Origin of the sequence: Leucobacter chromiiresistens (genome assembly GCF_001477055.1) — a bacterium.
GTDB classification, from domain to species: Bacteria; Actinomycetota; Actinomycetes; order Actinomycetales; family Microbacteriaceae; genus Leucobacter; species Leucobacter chromiiresistens_A.
The window spans coordinates 1-25,533 of sequence record NZ_LDRK01000078.1 but is presented as its reverse complement, the minus strand read 5'-3'; the positions used below and the strand labels follow the sequence as shown (position 1 = coordinate 25,533).

Annotated in this window: 19 protein-coding genes, 1 tRNA gene and 1 pseudogene; 10 read left to right on the top strand and 11 right to left on the bottom strand. The window is 72.1% G+C overall.

The genetic code is table 11. From position 1 onward, the window contains the following. A pseudogene (locus tag NS354_RS13820) lies at nucleotides 1–148 on the top strand (organic hydroperoxide resistance protein); the annotation flags it as partial. Nucleotides 149–275: 127 nt separating this feature from the next. Here the strand turns inward: NS354_RS13820 and NS354_RS10155 are convergent. The 5 genes from NS354_RS10155 to NS354_RS10135 form a co-directional block, all read right to left on the bottom strand. After that, nucleotides 276–695, bottom strand: a complete 420-nt coding sequence (locus tag NS354_RS10155; protein ID WP_058594384.1) for an organic hydroperoxide resistance protein — start codon at nucleotides 693–695, stop codon at nucleotides 276–278. Between the two features lie 87 nt (nucleotides 696–782). After that, the gene (locus tag NS354_RS10150) at nucleotides 783–2,255 is read right to left on the bottom strand and encodes a sodium:solute symporter family protein (RefSeq protein WP_058594383.1); all 1,473 of its coding nucleotides are present in this window, start codon (nucleotides 2,253–2,255) and stop codon (nucleotides 783–785) included. Continuing rightward, the gene (locus NS354_RS10145) at nucleotides 2,252–2,560 is read right to left on the bottom strand and encodes a hypothetical protein (RefSeq protein WP_058594382.1); all 309 of its coding nucleotides are present in this window, start codon (nucleotides 2,558–2,560) and stop codon (nucleotides 2,252–2,254) included. The genes NS354_RS10150 and NS354_RS10145 overlap by 4 nt, the downstream gene beginning before the upstream one ends. Then, nucleotides 2,557–3,993, bottom strand: coding sequence for an amidase (locus NS354_RS10140; protein ID WP_058594381.1), 1,437 nt, complete (start codon nucleotides 3,991–3,993; stop codon nucleotides 2,557–2,559). The genes NS354_RS10145 and NS354_RS10140 overlap by 4 nt, the downstream gene beginning before the upstream one ends. Nucleotides 3,994–4,085: 92 nt before the next feature. After that, nucleotides 4,086–5,042, bottom strand: coding sequence for an Lrp/AsnC family transcriptional regulator (locus NS354_RS10135; protein ID WP_058594380.1), 957 nt, complete (start codon nucleotides 5,040–5,042; stop codon nucleotides 4,086–4,088). A gap of 158 nt (nucleotides 5,043–5,200) precedes the next feature. Here NS354_RS10135 and NS354_RS10130 point away from each other — a divergent pair, with 158 nt between their 5' ends. Next, nucleotides 5,201–5,416 (top strand): hypothetical protein, encoded by a 216-nt coding sequence (locus tag NS354_RS10130; RefSeq protein ID WP_029608159.1) that lies wholly within the window; start codon nucleotides 5,201–5,203, stop codon nucleotides 5,414–5,416. A 92-nt stretch (nucleotides 5,417–5,508) separates the two neighbouring features. Beyond that, a tRNA-Met gene (locus tag NS354_RS10125) sits at nucleotides 5,509–5,582 on the top strand. Between the two features lie 112 nt (nucleotides 5,583–5,694). Here the strand turns inward: NS354_RS10125 and NS354_RS10120 are convergent. Further along, nucleotides 5,695–6,270 carry a dihydrofolate reductase family protein gene (locus tag NS354_RS10120; protein ID WP_058594379.1) on the bottom strand — a complete coding sequence of 192 codons (576 nt, stop codon included), beginning with the start codon at nucleotides 6,268–6,270 and terminating at the stop codon, nucleotides 5,695–5,697. Nucleotides 6,271–6,540: 270 nt separating this feature from the next. On the opposite strand from NS354_RS10120, the gene NS354_RS10115 reads away from it, so the two are divergent. From NS354_RS10115 to NS354_RS10090, 6 genes are all read left to right on the top strand, one after another. Next, entirely contained in the window at nucleotides 6,541–6,768 is a 228-nt protein-coding gene (locus NS354_RS10115; RefSeq protein WP_058594378.1) for a hypothetical protein, read from the top strand. 87 nt (nucleotides 6,769–6,855) lie between these two features. Beyond that, nucleotides 6,856–17,328 carry a non-ribosomal peptide synthetase gene (locus tag NS354_RS10110; protein ID WP_058594377.1) on the top strand — a complete coding sequence of 3,491 codons (10,473 nt, stop codon included), beginning with the start codon at nucleotides 6,856–6,858 and terminating at the stop codon, nucleotides 17,326–17,328. Between the two features lie 40 nt (nucleotides 17,329–17,368). Further along, on the top strand, nucleotides 17,369–17,578 hold the full coding sequence (locus NS354_RS10105) for an MbtH family protein (protein ID WP_275934827.1): 210 nt from the start codon (nucleotides 17,369–17,371) through the stop codon (nucleotides 17,576–17,578). Then, nucleotides 17,575–18,555, top strand: a complete 981-nt coding sequence (locus NS354_RS10100; RefSeq protein WP_058594376.1) for an ATP-binding cassette domain-containing protein — start codon at nucleotides 17,575–17,577, stop codon at nucleotides 18,553–18,555. Before NS354_RS10105 ends, NS354_RS10100 begins: the two co-directional genes overlap by 4 nt. Further along, entirely contained in the window at nucleotides 18,552–19,352 is an 801-nt protein-coding gene (locus NS354_RS10095; protein ID WP_058594375.1) for an ABC transporter permease, read from the top strand. The genes NS354_RS10100 and NS354_RS10095 overlap by 4 nt, the downstream gene beginning before the upstream one ends. Then, a complete protein-coding gene (locus NS354_RS10090; protein ID WP_058594374.1) occupies nucleotides 19,349–20,068 on the top strand; it encodes a 4'-phosphopantetheinyl transferase family protein in 720 nt (239 codons plus the stop codon). The genes NS354_RS10095 and NS354_RS10090 overlap by 4 nt, the downstream gene beginning before the upstream one ends. A gap of 20 nt (nucleotides 20,069–20,088) precedes the next feature. On the opposite strand, the gene NS354_RS10085 is transcribed toward NS354_RS10090, so the two are convergent. Further along, entirely contained in the window at nucleotides 20,089–20,466 is a 378-nt protein-coding gene (locus NS354_RS10085; protein ID WP_058594373.1) for a MerR family transcriptional regulator, read from the bottom strand. Nucleotides 20,467–20,549: 83 nt separating this feature from the next. Here NS354_RS10085 and NS354_RS10080 point away from each other — a divergent pair, with 83 nt between their 5' ends. Continuing rightward, on the top strand, nucleotides 20,550–22,073 hold the full coding sequence (locus tag NS354_RS10080) for a SulP family inorganic anion transporter (RefSeq protein ID WP_058594372.1): 1,524 nt from the start codon (nucleotides 20,550–20,552) through the stop codon (nucleotides 22,071–22,073). A gap of 89 nt (nucleotides 22,074–22,162) precedes the next feature. Here the strand turns inward: NS354_RS10080 and pcaC are convergent, their stop codons facing one another. Genes pcaC through pcaG form a run of 4 tightly spaced genes read right to left on the bottom strand, consistent with a single transcriptional unit; the run spans nucleotide 22,163 to nucleotide 25,470 of the window. Continuing rightward, on the bottom strand, nucleotides 22,163–22,585 hold the full coding sequence (gene pcaC, locus NS354_RS10075) for a 4-carboxymuconolactone decarboxylase (protein WP_058594371.1): 423 nt from the start codon (nucleotides 22,583–22,585) through the stop codon (nucleotides 22,163–22,165). Continuing rightward, entirely contained in the window at nucleotides 22,582–23,358 is a 777-nt protein-coding gene (locus NS354_RS10070; RefSeq protein ID WP_058594370.1) for an alpha/beta fold hydrolase, read from the bottom strand. The genes pcaC and NS354_RS10070 overlap by 4 nt, the downstream gene beginning before the upstream one ends. After that, the gene (locus NS354_RS10065) at nucleotides 23,355–24,914 is read right to left on the bottom strand and encodes a lyase family protein (protein ID WP_241490479.1); all 1,560 of its coding nucleotides are present in this window, start codon (nucleotides 24,912–24,914) and stop codon (nucleotides 23,355–23,357) included. Before NS354_RS10065 ends, NS354_RS10070 begins: the two co-directional genes overlap by 4 nt. Further along, nucleotides 24,904–25,470 carry a protocatechuate 3,4-dioxygenase subunit alpha gene (pcaG, locus tag NS354_RS10060; protein ID WP_058594369.1) on the bottom strand — a complete coding sequence of 189 codons (567 nt, stop codon included), beginning with the start codon at nucleotides 25,468–25,470 and terminating at the stop codon, nucleotides 24,904–24,906. Before pcaG ends, NS354_RS10065 begins: the two co-directional genes overlap by 11 nt. Between the last annotated feature and the right edge of the window lie 63 nt (nucleotides 25,471–25,533).

Genomic DNA, 25,533 nt, shown 5'->3' with positions numbered 1-25,533 from the left:
CGGGCTCTCCGTGGGGCTCGAGGTCGGGCTACCGAACCTCGACCACGGGCAGGCGCAGCAGCTCGCCCACGCCGCCCACCAGGTCTGCCCGTACGCGAAGGCGACGCGCGGCAACATCGAGGTGAAGGTCACCGCCTCCGACGACTGAGTCTCTTCGGGCGTCGAACGCCCGGCTCGAGGCGCCGAGCCCCTCCCCAACCGCCGAGCCCCTGCCGAGAACACGTTCTCTCAGCAGGGGCTCGGTGCGTCGGCGGGCGTTCGACGCCCGAAGAGACTCAGTCGTCGGAGGCGGTGACCTTCACCTCGATGTTGCCGCGCGTCGCCTTCGAGTACGGGCACACCTGGTGGGCGGCGTCGGCGAGCTGCTGCGCCTGCTCGTGGTCGAGGTGCGGCAGCACGACCTCGAGCTCCACGGAGAGCTCGAATCCGCCGTCGACGTTGGCCAGATTGACGCGGGATCCCACGCTCGAATCCGAGATGTCGACCTTCTGCTCGCGCGCGACCGCCTGCAGCGCACCGTGGAAGCACGCCGCGTAGCCGGCGGCGAACAGCACCTCGGGGTTGGGGGCGCCGCCGGGGCCGCCCATCTCCTTCGGAGCGCGCAGATCGGTGTCGACGAGGCCGTCGACGCTTCTGACGTGGCCGTTGCGCCCGTCGCCGGTCGCGAGTGCCTCAGCGGTGTACATGATGCTCATGAGTTCCCCTTTCAGTGGCGGCGCTCGTGCCGGCCACGTTCGCAGGCTACGCCGATCGGCTGACGCCGTGCCGATACTCGCCCGAAGTCAGCTCAGAGCGGACACCGAGCCCGCGGCTGCGACCCGATCCGGCGACGGCATCGCGACCTGCTCCACGTCGCGCCCGCCGCGAGCACGGCGGACGGCCTCGGCGACCACGAGCACGGCGAGGTTCGGCGCGAGCGCGATGAGGCCCGAGTCCCAGCTGCCGATCGGGATCTCCGCGAACGTGATCACGGCGACCGTGAGCGAGCCCGTCACGATGCTGAGCCCGATCGGCCACGCGCCGACGCGCACGCGATCGGCGAGCGCGATGGCGATGGCGGGCGCGAACTGCGTGGTGCAGCCGTAGGTGAGCAGCAGCAGCGCGCCGATGTCGGAGCGCACGAGCCCGAAGGCGAGCGCCAGCCCGGTCGCGGCGACGATGACGGCGTAGTTGACGGTCATCTGGCGCCCGGCCGGCATGCTGCCGATCACGTTGCGCGTGATGAGCGTCGAGATGCCCATGACGATCGCCGAGGCGGGCACCATGGCCGCCGAGGCGCCCGCGATCGCGACGATGCCGACGATGCCGACGAGCCAGTCGGGCAGGATCGCCCCGGACATGGTGAGCAGCACCGTGTTGCCGGTCGTGTCCGCGGGCAGCACGAGTACGGCGGCGAGCCCGACGGTGATCGGCAGGAACAGCACCAGCTGGTAGATGGGCAGCCACTTCGCGTTGCTGCGGAGCACCTCGCCGCTCTTCGCGGCGAGCACGGGCGGCCAGAGGTGCGGCAGCGTGTTGAAGCTGGAGCCGATGACGGTGACGAGGGTGGCGGTGATGAAGAACACCGGGTCGTACCCGTCGACCTGCATGGTGAGGAGCACGGGGGCCTCGCGCGCGATCTGCGCGAAGATCTCGGGGATGCCGCCGAAGGAGATGATGAGGCCCGCCGCGATGACCACCATCGCGACCACCATCATGACGTCTTTCAGGATCGCCACGCGGGCGATGCCCCGCAGCCCCGACCAGGCGACGAACAGCGCGACGAGGATGCTCGCGACGACCATGCTCAGGCCGCGGGCCCCCTCGCTGCCCGTGGCGAGCTCGACGATCAGCCCGAGGCCCGTGATCTGCAGTTGCAGGTACGGGATCAGCGCGAGGGCGCCGATCACCGATACGACGCGGCCGAGCCACCGGCTGCGGAAGCGATCCTCGAAGAAGTCGCCCATGGTGAGGTAGCCGCGGCGCTGCCCGAACTCGCGGATGCGGGGCGCCACGAAGTAGAGGCCGAGCCACGAGATGGTGAGGTAGGCGACGGCGAAGGTCGCGCTGACGCCGCCGCCGAACGCGATGCCGGCGAGCCCCAGGAAGCTGAAGGTGGTCAGCGATTCGCCGGCCTGCAGGAACCAGGAGGTCCACTTCGGGTTGCTGCGCTCGCCGACGGTCCAGGTGCTCATGCTCTTCTGGCGTCGACGGCTGGCCACGCCGAGCGCTCCGATGAGCACGATGCCGGCGACGATCATGATGGAGAGCGTCATTGCACGCCCTCGCTGTTCTCCGCGGCGATGCGCGCGGCGCGGATCTGCTCGATCTGCCGCGTCGCGAAGCGCTCCGCCTCCTGCGCGTCGGCCTCGCGGCCGCCCGCCCGGAGGTAGAGCGTCTCGACGATCTGCAGGGCGGCGACGGAGAGCAGCACCATCAGCGCACTCCACACGAGCACTGCGGGGAGGCCGAGCCAGAGGGTCGGCTCCTGCGCGAACGGCAGGAAGGGGATCGCGAAGAATCCGAGGGCGGGAACGCTCACGATCGCGAGCCTTCCGGGGGTGAACAGTCGTGGTTTCATCGTGCTTCGTTGCTCCAATGGCGTGAGTCGGCGGGGAGGAGGGGGGTGTGCCGGGCGAACCCGGTGAGGGCCTCGAAGGCCTGGGCGATCCCGAGCAGCCGGTGGTCGCTGCCGAACGGGCCGACCATCTGCAGGCCGACGGGCAGCGCCTCGGCGGTGAACCCGGCGGGCACGGAGAGCGCGGGGACGCCGAGCATCGTGATCGTCGTCGCCGCGCGCATCCAGTCGAGGTAGTGGGCCTGCGCTTCGCCGGCGACGGTGCGCGGGTACTCCCACTCGACGGGGAAGGGCGCGACGGTCGCCGCCGGCGCGAGCAGCACGTCGAAGCGCTCGAAGAAGCGCGCGGCTTCGCGCATCAGGGTCGTCTGGCGCTCCTGCGCGCGCATGATGTCGCGGCCGGTCAGCGTGCGGCCCTGCTCGATGTTCCAGGTGAGGCGGTCGTTGAAGTCCTCGGGGTGGGCGTCGAGCTGGTCGCCCCAGGCGATCTCGAACTCCGCGGCCCGCAGCGTGAGGAAGGCGTCGGCGGCGCCGGCGAGGTCGGGGCACGCGATCTCGACGCGCGCCCCCTGCTCGGCGAACCGGGCGACGGCCTCCTCCAGCACCGCGGCGACGTCGGCCGCGAGGGGGGACTGCCCGCCGAGGGTCGGCGCCCAGGCGACGCGCAGCCCGCGGAGATCGGCGGCGGCGGGTGCGGCGCCGAGAGCGGGCGCCGCGATGGGCGTGCGCGGGTCGGGCGCGCCGATGACGGAGAGCAGCAGGGCGACGTCTTCAACGGTGCGCCCCATCGGGCCGGCCGTCGTGAGCGGCGTGAGCAGGTTGGTCGCCTCCGCCTCGGGCACGACGCCCGGCGAGGGCCGCAGGCCGACGACGTTGCAGAACGATGCGGGGTTGCGCAGCGATCCGCCCATGTCGCTCCCGTCGGCGAGCGCGACCTGCCGGGCCGCGAGCGCTGCTGCGGCGCCGCCGCTGCTCCCTCCGGCCGAGCGGTCGAGCGCGTAGGGGTTGCGGGTCGCGCCGAAGACGCGGTTGACCGAGTGCGAACCGGCCGCGTACTCGGGCACGTTGGTCTTGCCGATCACGATCGCGCCCGCGTCGCGCATCCGCCGCACGTGCGCGGCATCGCGCTCGGGAACGTGCTCGGCGTGCCGGATCGAGCCGTACGTCGTACGCAGGCCCGCCGTGTCGTGCGTGTCTTTGATGCCGACCGGGATGCCGAAGAGCGGCAGACGCGGGTCGGGCCCCTCCGCGTCGAGGCGAGCGGCGCGGCGCAGCGCGCCGTCGGCGTCGATCGTGACCATCGCGTTGACGGCGGAGCCGCGTTCGATGCGGTCGAGGTGGGCGGTCACCGCCTCGACGGCGCTGATGTCGCGTGCGCCGAGCGCCGCGCGCAGCTCGGTCGCGGAGAGCTCGGTGAGTTCGGCCGGATCGGCCATGCGTGATTCCCATCGTCATTGACTTACGAGTACGGTCAGTAAGTCAACCACGAGTTTTGGATTATGCCAAGTGGAATCTTGTGGTTACTGGTTTACGCCTCCGCTGCTGCGATCAGGCGGCCGCTCCGCTTCACCACGCGCGTCACGAGCGCCGGGTGCAATCGACCCGCCGACCTCGTCCACTCGTCGTGCAGCAGCCGGCGCACGTGCGGCAGATCATCGGCGGCGAAGTGCGCGATCAGCGAGTGCTCCCCGAGCAGCTCCGCCACGTAACGACTCTCGGGCATCGCGGCGATCGCCTCGCCCGCCTCGCGCACCTGCGCGGGCGCGCAGTCGATGCGCACGCACGTCTCGATGCGGAAGCCGAGCAGCCGCGGGTCGACGAGCACGCGCGTGGCGAGCGCACCGCGCTGCTGCAGATCGCCGAGCCGCTTCCGCGCCGTGGGCTCCGTCACCCCCGCGACCTCCGCGAGCTCGGCGATGCTCGCCCGGCCGTCGCGCTCCAGCGCCTGCACGATCGCGCTGTCGGCGGCGTCGAGCCGCTCGGGGAGCGCCGTCGACTCCTCCACCCGGGGCCCCGTCTCCAGAAGCGCCGTCTCGCCCGCCGAGAGCAGCCCCGGCTGCCAGTCGGCGTTCGTCTTGAAGTAGTGCAGCACCGGCGCAGCCGAGACCTCCAGCACCCCGGCGTAGGCGGGGATCACCGACAGCGTCATGGTGCCGAGGTCGAACATCTGCTCGTGCACCTCGACCAGCACGCTCGATGGGTTCGCGAGCACCAAGACGTAGACGACGCCCGGATGCTCGGCCAGTTCCCGCGCCAGCGACTCGAGGCGCGACGGCTTGCACGTCACCTCGATCACGCAGGTCGGGCCGAGGTTGCGGAGCCCCACCACCGACACCATCCCCGACTCGAGCAGCACCCTGCCCCGGCGGGCGACGGTGCGCAGCGGCTCGTCGAGCGCCCGCGCGACTGCGCTCCACGGCGCCCTGCCGTCGACCTGCAGCGCGCCGACGATGCGGCGATCCAACTCGGAGAGCACGTCGAGCACCCTGGGCCTCCCTCATCGCGTACGTTCCCTCGATCGTAGCGATCGCAGCGGACCCGGCGCGCCGGGCTGCCGCGCACCGGGGCGGCGCATCCCACCACATCGCGCACGCGCCTGCAATCCCCTGGCATGCCGCGAGCACTCCCGGAATCGTGGGCGGCATGACGAATCACGACGACATCAAGCAGCCCCTCGACCATCTGCCGCCGCAGGAGGAGCGCGACGAGGTGGGCGAGGCGTCCGAAGCCGACAAGCCGAGCTACCCGACCTCCGACGCGACGCCCTCGGGCCCCGCCCAGGCGTCGCCCGCCACCGCGGCCGAGCCGACCGAGCCGAACCGGCACGGCATCGACAAGCTCCCGCCGTCGGGGCGGTGACCCGGGGCCGAGCGGCAAGCTCCCCGGGCGACGCGCCGGAGGAGCAGCCCGATTCGAACTCGCATCGCTCCCGCGGTACGGTGGAGGCGTGCCGCGGGGTGGAGCAGTTCGGTAGCTCGCCGGGCTCATAACCCGGAGGTCGTGGGTTCAAATCCCGCCCCCGCAACGAACAGAGGCTCCTGGCCCGGTGAGAACCGGATCGGGAGCCTCTGAGTTTTCCGGCTCGAGCGTCGCCTACCGTTGCGGGAGTGCAGCGCGGTACTCGCCACCCTCTGCCGCTAGCGCGCGACATCGTAGATCGCCTTCACCACGCCGTTGCCGTAGGCCTCGGATTCCCGCAGCACGAGGCGCTGCTCGCCGGACTGCTCGCTCGCGAACACCCGCTTGCCGCTGCCGAGCAGCACCGGGAACACCAGCAGGTGGTACCGATCGATGAGCCCCGCCGCGGCCAGCCGCCGAGCGAGCTCGCCGCTCCCGTGGATGAAGATCGCGCCGCCCGCGCTCTCGCGCAGTGCGGCGACGTCGGCGGTCGAGCGCAGCAGCGTCGTCGGCCCCCACCCCTCGACGAGGGCATCGGGGTCGAGCGTCGACGACAGGACGTACTTCGGCAGATCCCGGTACGCGGCGTGATCCTCGGAATCCCGCCACACCGGCGCGAAGGCCTCGTAGCTGCGCCGGCCGAACAGCAGCGCCGTGGTCTCACCCAGCTCCTCGCCCTTCAGCGCGAACGCGGCCTCGTCGAACGGGGTGCGCATCACCCACCCGCCGTTCGGGTGCCCCTCGCTCGACCCGCCCGGCGAATCCATCACGCCGTCCACGGTGACGAAACCGGTCCATACGAGTTCTCGCGCCATCACTCACCCCTTGTTCGATCCGCAGCTCTGCGTCCGCCGGGGACTCGCACCCGCCGACGTCCCTCATGATACGAATCGGCGTCGCCCGTGTCACGCGGCGGCTCCGATGGGCGACCGGCTCCGCATCCGAACCCCATGCGTCTCCTATGCGGCCGGTCTGCCAACGTCCGAGATCGCTGGGAGGATCCTCCGCTCGCCAACCGCTGCGCCCAGTGCTCCGAAGCACCCCATGCACGCATTCACGGCATCAGCGAAAACGAGGAGCATCACATGAAGCAGACGACTCGCACCATCGCCAGCATCTCCACCGCGACGGCCCTCTGCCTGGGCACGGTCGCCCTGACCGCGGGCCCCGCGAGCGCCACGGAACTCGCGCCCGCTTCGCCGGCGGCGACGTCGCAGGCAGACGGCTCGCTCATCACCGGCCCCCTGATCGACGGGCCGCTGATCGACCTGGGAGGCATCCTCAACTCCCTCCGGATCGGCCAGTTCCAGTAGCGCGACGCTTCCGCGGAAGCACGCCGCCGACCGAGCCAGCCCGATCGGCGCCGAGGAGGATCTCGGCGCCACTCCGAGGAGCGCACAGTGACCGAGTCCCGTCAACGCAAGTCAACCCGCACGGCGGCCGCAGCAGCAGCCGAGCGCATTCCGCTCAGCCCGGCCCAGTTGGGCATCTGGTACGCCCAGCAGCTCGATCCTGAGAACCCGAGCTATCAGATCGGCCAGTATCTGGACCTCCGCGGTCCGCTCGACGCGGGCCTGCTGCGCATCGCCTTCACGAAGACGGTCGCGGACCTCGACGCGATGAGCCTCGTGCTGGCCGAGGACGACGACGGACCCTACGGCCTCATCCGTCGCCCCGCGCCGACCGCCGACCTCCTGTCGGTCACCGACCTGCGCCGCATGGGCGAGGATCGCGCGGTCGCCTCGGCCCTCGCACGCATGCGGTCGGAACTCGATACCGCGCGTTCGATGACCGGCGGCGACCTGTTCGGCGCAACGCTGTTCCGCGTCTCCGACGACCGCGCACTCCTGTTCCAGCGCGTGCATCATGTGCTGCTCGACGGCTATTCCGCAGTGATCGGACTCCGATACCTCGCCGGCGCCTACACCCGCCTGGCGAAGAGTGCGCCGAGCGGGGTGCTCGGCTCCGTGCTTTCGACGCCGATCGCCTACCTCGCCGCGCGCGCGGCGTCGCCGCTGCCCGGTCTTCCCGAGCTTCACGCGCACCTCGAGGAGTATCGGGCGTCCGAGCAGCACGCCGCGGACGCCGCGCACTGGAGGGCCCGGCTCGCCGAGGAGACGCCGATCGTCGGCCTCGAAGGCACGACGGGGCGGGCGGCGAGGCGGGTGGTTCGCGTCTCCCGCACCATTTCGGAGGACGACGCCGGCAGGCTGAGCGCGCTCGGACGTGACATGCCGAAGACAGCCGTAGGTCTCGTCGCGCTCTACCTGTCGAAGATGACCGGCCAGCCCCGGGTGTCGCTCGGGCTTCCGGTGACCGCGCGGCGCGGCAAGGTCGCCAAGACGACCCCGTCGATGCTCTCGAGCATCCTGCCGCTGGGCATCGACGTGGCTCCGCAGTGGAGTCTCGCCGAGGTCGTCGCGAACGCCGGCGACGTCGTTCGCGGCGCCGTCGGGCACCAGCAGTTCCGCGTGGAGGACGTCGCCGAGACCGCAGCGCTCGCCGGCCCCTCGGTCAACCTGCTCCCCGTCATCGATGCGCTCGTCTTCGGCCGCGCGCGCGGCACCGTCAACATCCTGTCGACCGGGCCGGTGCACGACCTGTCCATCGTTATCTCCGGAGTGACCAGCGGGGCGGCAGAGCCGACGCTGCAGCTGGAGGGCGACGCCGAGCTCTACTCCGAAGACGTCCTGGGGGAGCACGCGCAGCGGTTGCTCGAGCTCCTCACGCAGCTCCTCGAACACCCGGCTTCGACGCGGGTGACCGACGTGAACGTGGTGGGGCCCGACGAGATCGCGGGCCTGATCGATCAGGGTGCGGGAGACGAGGTGCCGCTCGGCCGCGAGCCGGTGGTGCGGTCGTTCGCCGAGCTGGCAGCGGCGCGACCATCCGCGCGCGCGGTCGTGGCCGCGGATGGTTCGTTCACCTTCGGAGAAATCGACGAGCTCTCGACGCGCCTCGCTCAGCACCTCCTGAGCACGGGCGTGGAGCTCGGTCGCGCCGTCGCCGTGCGGATCGAGCGCAGCAGATTGCTGCCCGTGCTCGTGCTCGCCGTGCTGAAGGCCGGGGCGGTGTACGTCCCCCTCGACCCCGAGTACCCGGCCGAGCGCGTCCGCGACATGATCGAGGATGCGGCACCGGCACTGCTGCTCACGAGCCGGGCGCAGCAGCAGCGCGACGCCGATGCGGGGGCATCGTGGCAGGTCGACGCCCTGGCCGTCGACGACCCAGCGGAGGGGGCGTGGCGCGACGCCTCGGCCGATCCCGCCGATCTGCCCGAGGTATCCGTCGACGCACTGGCGTACATCGTGTTCACGTCGGGGAGCACGGGCCGGCCGAAGGGCGTGGGCGTTGCTCGGCGAGCGCTGCGCAATCTCTTCGAACAGCACCGCTCCGAGATGTTCGAGCCCGCGGCCTCGCGCCTGGGGCGTCCGGCTCGCGTCGCGCACACCGCCGGCTTGTCATTCGACGCCGCATGGGATCCGCTGCTCTGGCTGCTCGCCGGCCACGAGCTGCACGTGATCGACGACGACGTGCGGCGGGACCCGCAGCGTCTCGTCGAGTACTTCGTCGAGCACGAGATCGACGCGATCGAGACGACCCCCTCGTTCGCGGAGGCGCTCGTCGCCGCAGGGCTCTTCGAGCGGGATCGGCACCCCACCGAAGTCGCGCTCGGCGGCGAGGCGGTCGGGCCGGAGCTGTGGAATGCGCTCGCGGATCAGCCCGACGTGCACGCCGTCAACCTGTACGGGCCCACCGAGGCGACCGTCGACAGCCTGGTCGCGCCGATCATCGCGGAGGTCGAGCCGCACATCGGCGCCTCCGTGCGCAACACCCGCCACTACGTGCTCGACGCATCGCTCACCCCGGTGCCCGACGGCGCCATCGGCGAGCTGTATCTGGCGGGAGCCAATGTGGCCGCCGGCTATGTCGGGCAGCCCGGTTTGAGCGCGGAGCGATTCCTCGCAGACCCGTTCGCCGAGGACGGCACGAGGATGTACCGCACCGGCGACGTCGTGCGCCGCAGCCGCGGTGGATCGCTGCGCTTCATGGGTCGGATCGACGAGCAGGTCAAGGTTCGCGGATACCGCGTCGAGCTGTCGGAGGTCGAGGCGGCCCTGCGCCGCTGCCCGGACGTCTCGGGCGCCGCCGTCGTCGCGGTCGGGGATGGCGCCTCCGCCCGACTGGTCGGCTACGTCGCGGGCGAATCCGACCTCTCCGCTCGCGGCGGCGACATCAAGGCGGCGCTCTCCGCCGAGCTTCCGGCGTACATGGTGCCGGGAAGCATCGTCGCGCTCGACGAGCTGCCGATGACTCCGAACGGCAAGCTGGATCGGCGCGCTCTGCCGAGCCCGGATCAGGTGGAGAGCGCGCCGACGCGGGAGCCGCGCACGCCGGAGGAGCGCAGCATCGCCGCCGCCTTCGCCGAGGTGCTCGGCGTGCAGGCCGTCGGCGTCGATGAGGATTTCTTCGGCGCCGGCGGGCACTCGCTGCTCGCCACCCGTCTCGCAGCTCTGCTCACCGATCGGCTCGATCGGCCGGTCTCCGTGCGCGACATCTTCGAGCATCCCACGGTCGGCGGTCTCGCCGGGCGCGATTCGGACGCTCACGCCGCTCTGCCGCTCGAACCGATGCCGCACGGAGACGAGCTGCCGGTGTCGCTCGCGCAACGCCGCCTGTGGTTCTTGAACACGCTCGAACCCGCGTCCAGCGCGTACAACATCCCGGTGGTGCTCCACCTCGAGGGCCGACTCGACGTGCACGCCCTGCGTGCGGCCCTCGGCGACGTCTCAGCCCGGCACGAGCCGCTGCGCACGATCTTCCCATACGTCGACGGTGAGCCGCAGCAGCGCATCCTGCCGGCCGTGGACGGAGCGCCGTCGTGCATCGCCGTCGATGTGCCCGCCGACCGGATCGACGACATCGTGCGCCAGGAATCGGAGCGGCCCTTCGACGTCACGACTGAGATTCCGCTGCGGGCCGTGCTGCTGCGCACCTCGCCGACGTCGCACACCCTGGTGGTGACGATGCACCACATCGCCTCCGACGGCTGGTCGCTCGCGCCCTTCGCCGACGATCTCTCGACCGCCTACGCCGCCCGAGCGGCTGGAGCCGAGGTGCACTGGCGGGAGCCGCTGCCCGTCGCCTACGCCGATTACTCGCTGTGGCAGCGGGCATCGCTCGGGTCGGCTGACGACCCCGCGAGCGAGATGCACTCGCAGCTGCAGTTCTGGCGGCGCGCGCTCGCGGATGCGCCGGACGAGATGCCACTGCCGCGCGACCGCGAGCGCGGCGCACTCCCGAGCGACATCGGCCACCTCCGCTTCGCACTCGATGCGGAGCAGCACCGGTCGCTGCGGGGAGTCGCGGCAGCGCACCGCACCAGTCTGTTCATCGTGCTCCACGCCGCGGTGGCCGCAGCCCTGGGGCAGCACGGTGCCGGAACCGACATCGTGCTGGGCGCACCGGTCGCCGGACGGGGCGACCCGAAACTCGAGGGGCTCGTCGGATTCTTCGTCAACACCGTCGCCCTGCGCACGTCGCTGGAGGGCGACCCGACGCTCGCCGAGCTCATCGAGCGGGTGCGCACGACGAACACCGAGGCGTACGCCCATCAGGACGTGCCGTTCGATGCGGTCGTCGATGCGATCCGACCCCCTCGGGTGGCGGATCGCCACCCCGTCTTCCAGGTGCTCATGACCCTGCAGAACACGGGTCCCGCGCAGCTCGACCTGGGTGAGGTCACCGTGACGGTTCCGCCGCAGGCGACCACCGCCGGAGTGAAGACCGACCTCATGCTCGACTTCTCGACGCCGGGAGGAGACGCGGGCCCGCTCGATGCCGCACTGGCCTACGATCGATCCCTCTTCGACGAGTCGACGATCGCGCGCATGCGGGATTCGGTGGATCGGCTACTCACCGCGATGATCGCATCGACCGCGCTCCCGCTCTCGCAGATTCCCGCGGTCGACGGCCCTGCGCAGCGACGAATCGACGAGCATGCACGAGGATCGCGGCTCCCGGCGACCGCGACGCTGCTCGACGCGCTCGAAGCGAGTGCGCGTCTCGCCCCTGACCAGACCGCGCTCGTCGACGACGCCGAGGAGGTGACGTTCTCCGGCCTGCGCGACCGCATCGACAACGCGGCGAGAGTGCTCGCCTCGCAGGGGGTGCAGCCGGGCGACCGCGTCGCGATCGCTCTGCCGCGCACGAACGACGCGGTCTCGCTCGTGCTCGCGGCCCTGCGGAGCGGAGCGATCGCCGTGCCCATCGATCTCGAGTACCCCGACGCACGCATCGCCCAGATCCTGGAGGCGAGCGAGCCCTCCGTGCTGATCACGCGCGACGAACGGAGGCTCAGCGGGCTCGGAGGCGAGCGTCTCGCCACGGTGCTCACCCCCGACGCTCTGATCGCGCTCGCCGAGCGCGCCGCGGCGCGGCCCCTTCCCCCCATGCCGCGACCGGAGCATCCCGCGTATCTCGTGTTCACCTCCGGCACCACCGGCACCCCGAAGGGCGTGCAGGTCGCCCACGAGGCAGTGGCGAACGTGCTCGAGCAGCATCGGAGCACCCTGATTGGACCGCTTCGCGATCGCCTCGACGGAAGGGCGCCTCGCGTGCTGCACCTCGCGGGCCTCGGCTTCGATGCCGCGTGGGATCCGATCCTCTGGCTGGCCGCGGGGTCGACGCTCGTGATCGCTTCGGATCGCACCCGACGCGATGCCGACGCCGTCGTGGAGCGCATCGCCGACGCCGCGATCGACGTGCTCGAGACTACGCCCTCCTACACGCGGCAGCTCCTCGGCACCGGGCTGCTCGAACGACTGCGGCAGCGTTCGGCGCCGCTGCTGCTCGCCCTCGGCGGCGAGGCGGTGTCGCGCGAGCTCTGGGACGCACTCGCGATCGCCGACGAGGTCGAAGCCTGGAACCTCTACGGCCCGAGCGAGTTCACCGTCGACTCCGTCGTCGCCCGCGTCGATGCTCCGGGCGCGCCCCGCATCGGCCGGCCCGTGGCGAACGTCACCGCGCGCGTGCTCGATCGCTTCCTGCGCGATGCGCCGGACGGCGTGGCCGGAGAGCTCTACCTCGCCGGCGCGTCCGAAGCGCACGGCTACCGCGGCCGGAGCGCCGAGACGGCGAGCGCGTTCGTCGCCGACCCGAGCGGCCACGGAACCCGGATGTATCGCACCGGCGACATCGTGCGCCGCCTGCCCTCGGGCGAGCTCGAGTTCGTGCGACGCGACGACGGGCAGATCAAGCTGCGCGGCTACCGCATCGAGCTGGGCGACGTCGAGCGAACCCTCGAGCGCGCGCCGGGCGTCGTGAGCGCCGTCGCCCGGGTGCTCGCGCCGGCCGGGCCGGAGAGCGCGCGCCTGGTCGCCTGGGCCGAGATGAGCCCGGCCGTGGTCGGCCGCGATGTCGACCCCTCTGCGGCGAGCGCCGCGGTGATCGGCTTCGCGCGGGCCGAGCTGCCGGACTACATGGTGCCGACCGTCGTCACTCCGGTCGACCGGATGCCCGTGACCCCGAACGGGAAGGTGGACCCGAGCGCGCTTCCGGCGCCGCAGACCCTCGAGCGCTCGCGGCAGCCCGAGACTCGGGACGAGGAGCAGATGTGCGCGGCGTTCGCCGCCGTCATCGGCATCGACGAGGTCGGCGTCGACGACGACTTCTTCCGCCTCGGCGGGCACTCGCTGCTGGCCGTCGCACTCGTCGGAGAGCTGCGCGAGCGTTTCGGTGCGGCGCCTCCGCTGCGAGCGATCTTCGAGGCGCCGACACCAGCCGCGCTCCTCGCCGAGCTCGGGCGTGCGGATGCCGACGGGGGCTCGGCATCCGCATCGGCATCCGCCGCCGATGGCGCCCTCCTCCCTGCCCTGGGCGAGTGGATGCGGGCGCACCCGCGCGACGCCGGCGAGACGCTGCCGCTCACGCCCGGCCAGGCGCGCCTCTGGTTCCTCAACCGACTCGCGCCGCGCGCGGGCGACTACAACGTGGTGCTGAGCGCACGCCTCGACGGCGAGCTCGATGTCGCGGCGCTCTCCGGCGCCGTCGATGATCTCGTCGAGCGCCACGAAGTGCTGCGCACCTCGTATCCCGAGCACGACGGCGCACCCGTGCAGCTCGTGCGCGAGCCCGTCGAGGGCCTGCTCCGACGGGAGCGCATCGAGCCGTCCGCCGGGTTCGACCTCGCGCACGACCTGCCGTTCCGCGCAGGTCTCTCGCCGATCGGCGAGCACGCGTGGCTCCTGCAGATCGTGATCCACCACATCGCGACCGATGGCGCGTCGCTCGCGCCGCTCGCGCGCGACCTCTCGGCCGCATACGCAGCACGGCGCGACGGGAGCGCCGCGGGAATACCCCGGCTCCCGGCTCAGTTCGCCGATCACGCGCGAATGCTGCACGCCACCCGCGATGAGGCGCAGGAGCGCGCCGACCTCGCAGCGTGGGCGGAGCATCTGGACGGAGCGCCGGAGGAGCTGCGGCTCCCGGCAGACGGCAAACGCGCCGCGGAGAGCGCGCAGCCCGCCGCGCAGCTGAGTTTCACCATTCCGGCAGCGGTGGCCGATGCCCTGCACGCTGTCGCAGCGGAGGGAACCGCCAGCGGTTTCCACCGGTGGCTCGGTGCGCTCTCCGCCTTCCTCATGCGGTCGGGCGCCGGACGCGACATCGTGCTCGGGGCGCCCTCGGCGGGCCGGCACGACGCAGACCTTGCAGATCTCATCGGGTTCTTCGTGAATACGCTGCCGCTCCGCATGGAGCTCGCGCCGGACGCCACGCTGGCGCAGGCGATCAGCACGGCGCGCGCCGCCGCGCTCCGCGCCATCGAGCTCGAGCAGGTGCCCTTCGAACGCATCGTCGAGACCGTCGCACCCGAGCGGGTGCTCGGGCGGCACCCGCTGTTCCAGACGATGCTGTCCGTGGAGGAGCCGAACGACCTGCAGCTCGCGCTGCCCGGGGTCACGGCGACCGCGGTGGCTCCGGAGAGCACCGGCGGCGCCAAGTTCGATCTCTCGTTCACCCTGCGCCCGGCCGGCCGGGGCGAAGACGTCTCCGGCGCACTGGAGTACAACTCCGCCTTGTTCAGCGCTCCCGCGGCCGAAGCGATGATCGATCGGTTCATCGCGTTCCTCGAGGCCGCCAGCGCCGTTCCGAGCGCGCCGCTCGCGGCGATCCCGATGCCCGGCGCGTCCGAGCGACTCCCGAGGTGGGCGCCGCTCGACGCGGACTCCTCGAACGAGCCCGATTCCGTCATCTCGGCGTTCGACCGGGCCGTCGAGTGCTTCCCGGCCGCGACCGCGATCGTCGCGCCGGACGGTGCGCTCGACTTCGCGGCGCTCCGCGCTCGGGTCGACGACCTCGCGCGGCGGATCGGCGAACGCGGTCTGGCGCAGGGCGACGTCGTCGCATTCCGTCTGCCCCGCTCGCTCGATTCGATCGCCTGCCAGCTCGCGATCTGGCGCTCAGGGGCGGTTGCCATGCCGATCGACCCCGAGTATCCGGAGGCGCGCGTCAGCGCGATGCTCGATGCGGCGTCCCCCGCGCTGCTGATCGACGGCGGCATCGACGATCTCTGCGGCCCGGATTCGCTCAGCGGGCGCTCGGGCGGCGTGCCGCTCCCGGCCGAACCGTCGCTCGACGACCCCGCGTATCTCATCTTCACCTCGGGAACGACCGGCACTCCGAAGGGGGTGCAGGTGCCCCACCGCGCGCTCGCGAGCCTCCTCCGGAGCCACCGCGCATCGCTGATGCCGGATCCGGCCGAGCGCCGAGTCCGGATCGCCCACACCGCCGGCGTCGGGTTCGATGCGGCGATGGACCCGCTGCTGTGGCTCGCAGGCGGCCACGAACTGCACCTCATCGACGATGACATGCGCAGGAACCCGGATGCGCTCGCGCAGTACTTCGGCGACCACGGCATCGGCGCCTGGGAGACGACGCCGAGCTACGCGGAGACGCTGACCCGGCAGACCGGTGTCGAACGCTGGCTCGACGCGCTCGAGCCCGGCTCCCCCTTCACCCTGCTGCTCGGCGGCGAGCCGATCGACGAGCCGCTCTGGGAGTGGGTGCGCGAACGGGCGCACGTGCGGGCGTGGAACCTCTACGGCCCGACCGAGGTCGGCGTCGACTCGATGGTCGCCGAGATCGGTGCGGCTGCGCTCCCGACGCTCGGGTCGACCACCTCCGACGTCGTGGGCTACGTGCTCGACGAACGGCTGCAGCCCGCCCCGTTCGGGAGCATCGGCGAGCTGTGGCTCGCGGGGGCGCAACTCGCGGACGGGTACGTGGGCCGCTCGTCGGCGACGTCAGAGCGATTCGTCGCCGACCCTTTCGCAGCCGACGGAACCCGCATGTACCGCACCGGCGACCTGGTCGTCGTGCACGTCCCCACGGGCGAAGAGGCGCCTCGCGTGGCCTCCCTCGGCCGCGGCGATGCCCAGATCAAGATCCGCGGCCACCGCGTCGAGCCCGAAGAGGTGCGTCGGGTGATCGCCGAGCAGCCCGGGATCGCCCACGCCATCGTGCTCCCGGTCGATGCCGCGGGTCAGGTCGCCCTGGGCGCCTGGGCGGTGCTCGCCGAGCCGGAGGACGCGGAACGCGCCGGCGCCGTCGAGCAGATCGTGCGCGCGCTGCGGAGTCGGGTTCCCGACTACATGCAGCCGGTCGGAGTCGAGATCATCCCGCGCATTCCGCTGACGCCGAACGGCAAACTCGACCGCGACGCGCTGCCGCGGATCTCGGCGGAGGGCGGCCTCGGTCGTGCCCCGCGCGGTCGAGCGGAGCAGGCCGTCGCCGAGGCATTCGAGCGCGTCCTCGACGTCTCCGGCGTCCGCGCCGACGACTCGTTCTTCGCGCTGGGCGGCCACTCGTTCGTGGCGCAGCCGACGATCCGAGCGATCAACGACGCGCTCGGCGCCGACCTGCCCGTGCAGGCCATATTCCAGTCGCCGACGGTCGCCGGTCTCGCCGGCCTCGCGGAGCAGGGCGGGGGCGATATCGCGGAGAGCCTGCGGCCGATCCTGCCGCTGCGTCCCGCCTCCGCGGCACCCGGCGGTCATCCCTCCCTGACGCCGCTCTTCGCCGTGCACCCGGCGAGCGGAATCGCCTGGAAGTTCGCCGGCCTCATCCCCCACCTCGATGAGGATCGCCCGTTGTACGGCCTCCAGCTGCCGGGGATCGCGCCCGACGCCGCAGACGACCCGGCGTACGAAACGCTCGCGGAGATGCTCGACGAGTACGTCGCCGCGATGCGCTCGGTGCAGCCGGAGGGGCCGTACCGCCTGATCGGCTGGTCGTTCGGAGGGCGCCTCGCCCAGCACCTCGCGGCGCACTTGCAGCGGGGCGGCGACGAGGTCGAAGTCCTCGCGATCCTCGACGCGTACCCGACCGAGCACTCCTCGGTCGCGGGGGTCGCCGGCGGCGACTCGATGTGGCGGGCATTCCTCGACGCGAACGACGTACAGGCTCCCGACGACCGTCTCGACGCGTCGTCCGTGCGCGCGCTGCTCGCCGAAGCCGGCAACCCGATGGCCGACATCCCGGAGCGCTCCATCGACCGCATGGTCGGCGGCTTCCTCCAGTTGGGAGCGCTGCTCGATGCGACACCCGTGCCCGCCTTCGATGGCGATATGCACGTCTTCGAGGCCCGAGTCGACGTCCCTGTCGATCGACCGGCGCCCGAGGCCTGGGCGGAGTCCACGCGCGGGCGTCTCACCGCGAGCACGGTGCACTCGCGCCATGCGGCGATGCTCGACGAACCCGCGCTGCTCGAGATCGCGCCGGTGCTCGAACGCCTCCTGTCCTCCGCACAGGCGACTCGCACCAACCGAACCTCGGGAGGCTCCGAATCACTGGAGAGAACACCTCGCACCTGATCGCGAAGCCCGCACGAACACGGAGAGAGAAGAGAGCATCATGACCAACCCGTTCGATGACACATCCGCAGATTTCCGGGTACTCGTCAACCAGCTGCAGCAGCACTCGCTGTGGCCCGCGTTCGCCGACGTCCCCGCCGGCTGGGTGGTCGTCTTCGGCCCCGCGCCCAAGCAGGCGTGCCTCGACTACGTCACGGAGAACTGGCCCGACATCACTCCGGTTCGCGAGCCCGATCTGGCGGTCTCGTGATCTCGATCCGCGGCCTCCGCAAGCGGTTCGGCGACTTCACCGCGCTCGACGGGGTCGACCTCGACATCCCGGCGGGGTCGGTCCACGCCCTGCTGGGCCCGAACGGCGCGGGGAAGACGACAACCGTGCGCGTCGTCACCACCCTCCTCGATCCCGACGAGGGCGATGCGGTGGTCGCGGGGCATTCCGTGCGACGCGACGCTCATCGGGTGCGCTCGAGCATCGGCGTCTCCGGCCAGTACGCCGCGGTCGACGAGAAGCTCACGGGGGTCGAGAACCTCACGATGGTAGGCGAGCTCTACGGCATGCGGCGTCGCGATGCACGGGCTCGAGCGCACGAACTGCTGCGCGACTTCCGGCTCGACTCGGTCTCCTCGGGCAAGCGCGCCGGCCAGTACTCGGGGGGCATGCGCCGGCGTCTCGACCTGGCGGGGGCCATCGTCTCCCGACCCCCCGTGGTGATCCTCGACGAGCCCACGACGGGGCTCGATCCGCGCGGCCGCCGCGACACGTGGGAGGCGGTGCGCCAGCTCTCCACGGCCGGAACCACCGTGCTGCTCACCACGCAGTACCTGGAGGAGGCCGATCAATTGGCGGACGCCATCTCCGTGATCGACTCCGGCCGGATCGTTGCGGAGGGAACCGCTGCCGATCTCAAGGCTCGGGCGGGCGGGGCTGCGATCGACCTGGTGCTCGAGAAGGCCTCGGACGGCCCGAGGGCACTGGAGCTCGTCGCCGCGCGGTGCCCGGCGGCGGCGATCGACGACCGCGGGCTCCGCATCACCGCTCGAGCGCCCGGCGGGAGCGCGGACCTGTCGGCCGTGCTGGCGTCGCTCGCCGAGGAGCGCATCACGCCCGGAGAGGCGGCGCTTCGCCAGCCGACGCTCGACGAGGTGTTCCTGCGCATCACGGGGGATCGCGCGAGCGCCGCGGCCGACGAAGTCGCGGTGCTCGGCCCCGAGGCGGTGATCGCATGAGCGCGCTCGCATCGGCGATCCGCGATGGGGGCATCGTCGCGCGTCGCAACGTACGGAACGTGCAGCGCACTCCGGGCGCGCTCGTCACGGGAATCGCGCAACCGATCATCTTCGTGCTCATCCTCGCGTTCGTCTTCGGCGGGGCGCTGGGCGGCACCGAGTACCGGCAGTTCCTCATCGGCGGCATTCTCGCCCAGACACTGACGTTCAACTCCTCGTTCACGGCGGTCTACCTCGCGAAAGACCTCCAGTCGGGCCTCATCGACCGCCTCCGCACGCTTCCGATGTCGCGCGTCGGCGTCATCCTGGGCCGCACGAGTTCCGACCTCGTCACGAGCATCATCTCGATCGTCGTGATCCTGGCCTGCGGTCTGGCCATCGGCTGGCGGGTCGAATCCGACCCGCTGCAGATGCTCACCGCCGGCGCGCTCCTCCTGCTCTTCGCGTTCGCGACCTCGTGGATCGGTGCGACCATCGCACTGACGGCGCGGAGCGTCGAGGTCGCCCAGAGCCTCGGGCTGCTCTGGCTGTTCCCCGTCTGCTTCATCTCCGGAGCATTCGTCTCCGCAGACATGCTCCCGGGCCCCCTGCGGGCGTTCGCCGAGTGGAACCCGGTCACCGCGGTGGCGAGCGCCGTGCGCGAGCTGTTCGGCAATGCGGCGCCGAGCGGGTTCGCCGCCGCCGGCGGCTGGCCCGCCGAGAACGCCGTGCTCTACGCGTTCCTCTGCAGCATCGCCATCATCGCCGTCTTCGCGCCGATCTCCGTCTGGCAGTACCGCCGCATCAGCCGCCGATGATCGACGTGCTGATCACCCGCGTGGACGAGGTGCTCGGGGTGGCGGAGCACTGCGCGAGCGAGGAGGATCGGCGCGCCGCGTTCGCGCGCGCGAACGCCGATGCGCGACGTCGCACCCTGGCGGGGCGGGCTGCCCTCCGTCTGCTCGCCGCGTGGAGATGCGGTGTGCCGCGGGCGGCGGCGCAGGATATCGCCATCACGCGATCCTGCCCCGACTGCGCGGCGCCGCACGGCCGACCGGTCTCCGAGATGCTCGCCCTGAGCTCGTCGACCTCGGGCGCTCATGTGCTGGTCGCGGTCGCTGACGCGCACGACGCGATCGGCGTCGACATCGAGACGGTGCCGCCGCGGCTCTGGCCGCACTTCGACGCGTATGCGCTGCACGAGCGGGAACGCGCGGCGCTGCCCGCGGCCGGCACTGCGCCCGGCCGGATCGCGCGAATACAGGCCTGGGCGCTGAAAGAGGCCGCGCTCAAGGCTTCGGGCAGCGGACTGCGCACGGCACCCGCTGCGGTGCGCTTCGATGCGGCGCCGGCGGCGGACTCCGGCGGGTGGCTCCGCGTGCACGGGGCGCGGAGCGCCGGCCGAGGCGCCCTCGACGCGCGACCGATCCCGACGGACGGCACGGCGCGGGCGGCGCTCGCGTCGGACCGACCGGGCGAGGTGCTGCTCCACGGTCTGAACGAACTGCTCGGCCGCCGCAGCGGCACGCGGTGAGCGACCTTCCCCGCCGCCGCTCAGCGCAGCGGCGTCTCGCGCAGCTGGCGGATGAACTCGTCGGCCGCAGCGAGCTGCCGCGCGAGCTTCTCGCGCCGCTCCTCGGCGTCGGCGAGGAAGTCGTCGATCGCCCGCGCCGCATGCGCCTCGGTCGACCCGTGCGTGCGGTCGATGGCTCGCAGCAGGTCGGCCATCTGATCCAGGGAGTAGCCGAGGGGCTTCATGCGCCGGATCAGCATCAGCCGATCGTAGTCGCTCTCGGTGTAGAGCCGAAAGCCGCCCTCGGAGCGCCCGCTCGGCACGAGCAGCCCGATCTGGTCGTAGTGGCGGAGGGTGCGGATCGACAGCTCCGTGCGATCCGCGAGCTCGCCGATGTGCATCATTCCGTCTTCGGGCATACGTGCTCCTCGTTTCGTCCACCTCAACCCTAACGCTACGTTAGTGTTGTCGGGCGGACCCACCCCGCCGCAGGAGGAGACACATGTCCATCGCACCGAGCAGCACCGACGATCCGGCGCGCTACCGCCCCGATCCGTCCGTGCTGACCGCACTCCGGTCGCCGCGGCTCCTCACGCGGGAGGCGCTCGCCGGCCTCGTGGTCGCCCTCGCGCTCATCCCCGAGGCGATCTCCTTCTCCATCATCGCCGGCGTCGACCCGAAGGTCGGGCTCTTCTCCTCGTTCATCATGGCCGTCACGATCGCCTTCGTCGGCGGACGGCCCGCGATGATCACCGCGGCGACCGGAGCGGTTGCCCTCGTCATCGCACCGGTCTCCCGCGAGTACGGCATGGAGTACTTCATCGCGACGGTGATCCTCGCCGGCCTGCTGCAGATCGTGCTCGCCGTCTGCGGGGTGGCGAAGCTCATGCGCTTCATCCCGCGCAGCGTGATGGTGGGCTTCGTCAACGCGCTCGCGATCCTCGTCTTCAGCGCCCAGCTGCCGCAGCTCATCGACGTGCCGTGGGCCGTGTACCCGCTCGTCGCCCTCGGCCTGCTCATCCTGATCGCGATGCCGCGCCTCACCCGCATCGTGCCCGCCCCGCTCGTGTCGGTCGTGCTCGTGACGGCCGTCGCCCTCGTGTTCGCGATCCAGGTGCCGAACGTGGGCGACCAGGGCGAGCTCCCCCGCAGCCTGCCCGAGCTGTTCGTGCCGAACGTGCCGCTCACCTGGGAGACGCTCACCATCATCGGCCCGTATGCGCTCGCGATGGCGCTGGTCGGGCTCATGGAGTCGCTGCTCACCGCGAAACTCATCGACGACGTGACCGACACCCACTCCAACAAGACCCGGGAGTCGTGGGGGCAGGGCGTGGCGAACATCGTCTCGGGCTTCTTCGGCGGCATGGGCGGCTGCGCCGTGATCGGCCAGACGATGATCAACGTGAAGGCGTCGGGGGCGCGCACGCGCATCTCGACCTTCCTGGCGGGCGCGTTCCTGCTGATCCTCATCGTGCTGCTCGGCGACATCGTCGCGGTCATTCCGATGGCGGCGCTCGTCGCCGTCATGATCATGGTGTCGATCGGCGCCTTCGACTGGCACTCGGTCTCGCCCGCCACGCTGCGGAGGCTCCCGAAGAGCGAGACCGCGGTGATGATCATCACCGTCGCGGTCGTGCTCGCGACGCACAATCTCGCCATCGGCGTGATCGTGGGGGTGCTCGCCGCCGCGATCATGTTCGTGCGGCGAGTGGCGCGACTCGTGACCGTGCAGCGCGAGGTGACCGTCGAGAACGGCGAGAACGTGGCGCGGTACACCGTCTCGGGGCAGCTGCTCTTCGCGTCGAGCAACGATCTCACCACGCTCTTCGAGTACGCGAATGACCCCGAGCGCGTCGTCATCGACTTCAGCCGCGCGCACGTCTGGGACGCCTCGACCGTCGCGGCGCTCGACGCCATTCAGACCAAGTACCGCCAGCGCGGCATCACGGTGGAGTTCGTCGGCATGAACGCCGAGTCGGCGGCGTTCCACACGCGGCTGAGCGGCGAGCTCGGCTCAGAGGGCTGAGCGGCGGGGGTCTCGGCGGCCCGGGCCGGGGTTCGGCTGCGCGGCGCCTCGCCTGGCTGCGCGGCGCCTCACCCGGCTGCGCGGGATCGCTACAGGTCGCCGAGCTCCTCGAGCACGCGCTGCGCGACGACGAACGCCGAGTTCGCCGCCGGCACTCCGCAGTAGAGCCCGGCCTGCAGAATGACCTCCGTGATCTCCTCGACGGTCAGTCCGTTCGTGCGCGCCGCGCGCACGTGCATCGCGAGTTCCGTCTCGTGCCCGTGCGCGATGAGCGCGGTGAGCACGGCGATCGAGCGCGAGCGCCGGTCGAGCCCGGGGCGCGACCAGATGTCGCCCCACGCGGTGCGGGTGATGAAATCCTGGAAGTCGGCGGTGAAGGCCGTCGTCTGCGCGTTCGCCCGGTCGACGTGCGCGTCCGAGAGCACGGCGCGGCGCACGCTCATGCCCTGCTCGTAGCGCGACGCATCCGACAGGCCTTCGCCTGCCGCGGCGCCGCGCTCACCGTCGCTCATGCCTGCTCCTCCCCGAAGAACGCGAGGAGCGCCGCGGAGACCGCCGCGCCGCTCTCAGCAGGGGGCTGGTGCGCGGCGTCCTCGATCATCACCTTGCGCGCCCGCGCGATGCCCGCGACCAGCTCATCCTGCCGATCCTCGGGCGCCACCGAATCCTGGGCGCCGCCGATCGCGAGCACGGGCACGCGTATCTCGCCGAGCCGGTCGCGCAGGTCGTAGCCGGCGAGCGCCTCTGCGCACCGCGCGTACCCCTCGTCCGGCGTGTCCTGCAGCGCGTGCAGAATGCGCCCGATCAGCTCGGGCTCGCGTTCGAGCGACTCGGGCGCGAACCAGTTCTGCGCCGACGCCGCGATGAGCACGGAGGTCGACTGGGCCCGCACGGTGGCGGCACGCGCGTTCCAGTGCTCCGCCGAGCCGAGCGACGCCGCCGACGCGATGCTCACCGCCCGCCCCACGAGGTCGGGGTGCCGCAGTGCCAGCGTGAGCGCGAGCGCGCCGCCGATCGATACTCCGGCGAAGCACGCGCTGTCGGCGAGGCCGCGCACGCTCTCGGCGACGGCGTCGGCGAGCTCCTCCATCGAGAAGGCATCGCCGGGCACGGGTGCGGCGCCGTGGCCCGGCAGCGACAGCAGCGTCACGCGGTAGTCGGTGATGAGCTGCGGCACGACGGGCTCCCAGATCAGCGGGCCCGTACCCAGCGAGTGCGCGAGCACCACGAGGGGCGCGCCGGCGGGCCCGATCGGTTCGGTGAGTGCGATTCCGGGTGCGGTCATCGGTGCTCCTGTCGTGGTGCGGCGGGGCCGTTCGGCTCGCCGGCGTCGGGCGCTGCGCGGTCGGGGTCTGGGCCGTCGGGTGCTGCCGCCTCCGGGGCACCGGCGGGTGCGCCGGCGAGGGCGGCATCGACGAGCTGCTGGGCGAGGCCGGTGTAGCGCGCCGGATCCGCCAGCTCGTCGATCGTGGGGCCGCCTCGGGCGGCGAGAGCGTCGACCAGGCCCGGCTCGGCCGCGAGGGCGTCGCGCAGCGAGGCGCCTCCGCGCACGCGCGACACGATCTCGCGCACGCGCTCCGCACCGATCTCGGGGCCGAGCACGAGCGAGAGGCGCTCCGCGACGATCAGCCCCCGGGTCAGATCGACGTTGCACTGCACCGCCTCGGCATCGACGTGGAGGCCCGAGACGAGTTCAGCGGCGTGGGAGCTCGCGCCGAGGGCGAGCCGCAGCAGTTCGCGCAGCGCCGGCCACTCGGCGTGCCAGGCCCCGTCGGGCCGCTCGTCGACGGCGAGCGCTGCGGCGGCGTGCAGGGTCGCGCCCAGGTGCGGGGCGCGGATCGCCGCGGAGCGGATCAGCACGGCGTGCACCGGGTTCTGCTTCTGCGGCATGGCCGATGAGCCTCCGCCGCGCCCCTCGACGAGCTCGCCGATCTCGGTCCGGCTGAGCGTGGCGACGTCCGCGGCGATCACTCCGAGCGCATCGACGAGCTGCACGAGCGCGTCGCCCAGTTCGGTGACGGGCCAGCGCAGCGTGTGCCAGGGGCCGTCGGGCGCCGCGAGCCCGAGCTCGGCGGCGAAGGCGGCGGGCAGCTCGGCGGCCGCCTGTTCGGCTCGCTCGGCAGCCGCCCGCTCGGCTCGCTCGGCAGCGCCCAGCTCCGCGCCGGCGACGGCCACGTACCCCGCCAGGGTGCCGCCCGCACCGGCGAGCTGCGCGGGCAGTGCCGCGAGCGCGTCTTGGAGGCGCTCGGCGGCCCGCCGCACGGCCCGCGTCCACCCGGCGATGCGCAACCCGAAGGTCGTGGGCACGGCGTGCTGGGTGAGGGTGCGCGCGACGGCGATGCGATCCCGCTCCGCCCGAGCGAGCTGCGCGAGAGCGGCCTCGGTGCGACGCGCGAGCTCGAGGGTCTCGCGACCCGCACGGTGCGCGACGAGCATCAGGGCCGAGTCGAGCACATCCTGGCTGGTCGCGCCGCGGTGCACCCAGTGGCGCGTGTCGGGTGAGACCTCCGCCCGCAGCCGCGGCACGAGCCCGATCACCGGGTTGCCGCCCTGCGGCGCCTCCTCGACGACAGCCGCGAGCCAGTCGTCGACCCCCGCGCACCAGCGGCCCGCACCCCGCCACCCGAGCGCGGCCGAGACGGCGTCCGCCGCCTCTCGGGGTGCGACTCCCACCGCCGCCCAGGCCCGCACGAGCGCGACCTCCGCCGCGACGAGGGCGGCGAGCACCTCGGCGTCGGCGAGCACCTCATCCCGCCCCGAGCTCACCGGGGCGAGGAGCCCCGTGTCGAACGCGCGGCGGATCGGCCGCGCGAACGGCTGCGCTTCCGGATCAGTAGGCAAGGAACACGGTCTCCTTCGCACCCTGCAGGTGGATGTCGTGCGCGAGATGCCCGTCGGGCGTTCGCGTTGCAACGAGCGTACTGCGCCGGGCGGCCGGCAGCACGGAGAGCAGGGGGTCGGCGTCGAGACGAGCGGTGTCCTCGGGCAGGTAGATGCGGGTGTGCAGCTTGTCGGGCAGGCCGCGCGCGAACACGATCGCCGAGAAGAACGGCGCCTCGCCGGCCACCGACCCCGGGTTCCGCGTCCAGAACTCGTACCGCCCCTCGTCATCGGTGAACGCGCGCCCGAAGCCCGTGAACGCGTGGTCATTGCGGCGCAGCGTACCGCGAGCGCGCGGCACGCCTCCGTCGGCGTCGGCGCCGAAGATCTCGATCATCGCGTCGGGGATCGGCAGCCCCGCCCCATCGCAGATCGTGCCCGCGAGCACGATGGCCCCCGGCGAGTGCGGGAAGGCCACCTCGTGCTGCTTCGGGAAGGTGGTTCCGTAGGCGAAGAACGGGCCGACGGTCTGCCCGGGCGTGGGCTCGTGCGTCTTCTCGGGTGCGGTGCTCGCCATCAGTGCTCCCCCTCCTCGGGCTCGAACCAGGTCGCGGCGGGGCCGTCGATGACGATGTCGAAG

What these genes read in the sequence shown, in the direction of transcription:
- pcaG (WP_058594369.1), bottom strand. Translation starts at nt 25,470, where the DNA reads ATGGCGAGCACCGCACCCGAGAAGACGCACGAGCCCACGCCCGGGCAG.
- NS354_RS10145 (WP_058594382.1), bottom strand. Translation starts at nt 2,560, where the DNA reads ATGAAACCACGACTGTTCACCCCCGGAAGGCTCGCGATCGTGAGCGTT.
- NS354_RS10070 (WP_058594370.1), bottom strand. Translation starts at nt 23,358, where the DNA reads ATGACCGCACCCGGAATCGCACTCACCGAACCGATCGGGCCCGCCGGC.
- NS354_RS10105 (WP_275934827.1), top strand. Translation starts at nt 17,369, where the DNA reads ATGACCAACCCGTTCGATGACACATCCGCAGATTTCCGGGTACTCGTC.
- NS354_RS10140 (WP_058594381.1), bottom strand. Translation starts at nt 3,993, where the DNA reads ATGGCCGATCCGGCCGAACTCACCGAGCTCTCCGCGACCGAGCTGCGC.
- pcaC (WP_058594371.1), bottom strand. Translation starts at nt 22,585, where the DNA reads ATGAGCGACGGTGAGCGCGGCGCCGCGGCAGGCGAAGGCCTGTCGGAT.
- NS354_RS10085 (WP_058594373.1), bottom strand. Translation starts at nt 20,466, where the DNA reads ATGCCCGAAGACGGAATGATGCACATCGGCGAGCTCGCGGATCGCACG.
- NS354_RS10120 (WP_058594379.1), bottom strand. Translation starts at nt 6,270, where the DNA reads ATGGCGCGAGAACTCGTATGGACCGGTTTCGTCACCGTGGACGGCGTG.
- NS354_RS10095 (WP_058594375.1), top strand. Translation starts at nt 18,552, where the DNA reads ATGAGCGCGCTCGCATCGGCGATCCGCGATGGGGGCATCGTCGCGCGT.
- NS354_RS10150 (WP_058594383.1), bottom strand. Translation starts at nt 2,255, where the DNA reads ATGACGCTCTCCATCATGATCGTCGCCGGCATCGTGCTCATCGGAGCG.
- NS354_RS10090 (WP_058594374.1), top strand. Translation starts at nt 19,349, where the DNA reads ATGATCGACGTGCTGATCACCCGCGTGGACGAGGTGCTCGGGGTGGCG.
- NS354_RS10130 (WP_029608159.1), top strand. Translation starts at nt 5,201, where the DNA reads ATGACGAATCACGACGACATCAAGCAGCCCCTCGACCATCTGCCGCCG.
- NS354_RS10080 (WP_058594372.1), top strand. Translation starts at nt 20,550, where the DNA reads ATGTCCATCGCACCGAGCAGCACCGACGATCCGGCGCGCTACCGCCCC.
- NS354_RS10115 (WP_058594378.1), top strand. Translation starts at nt 6,541, where the DNA reads ATGAAGCAGACGACTCGCACCATCGCCAGCATCTCCACCGCGACGGCC.
- NS354_RS10155 (WP_058594384.1), bottom strand. Translation starts at nt 695, where the DNA reads ATGAGCATCATGTACACCGCTGAGGCACTCGCGACCGGCGACGGGCGC.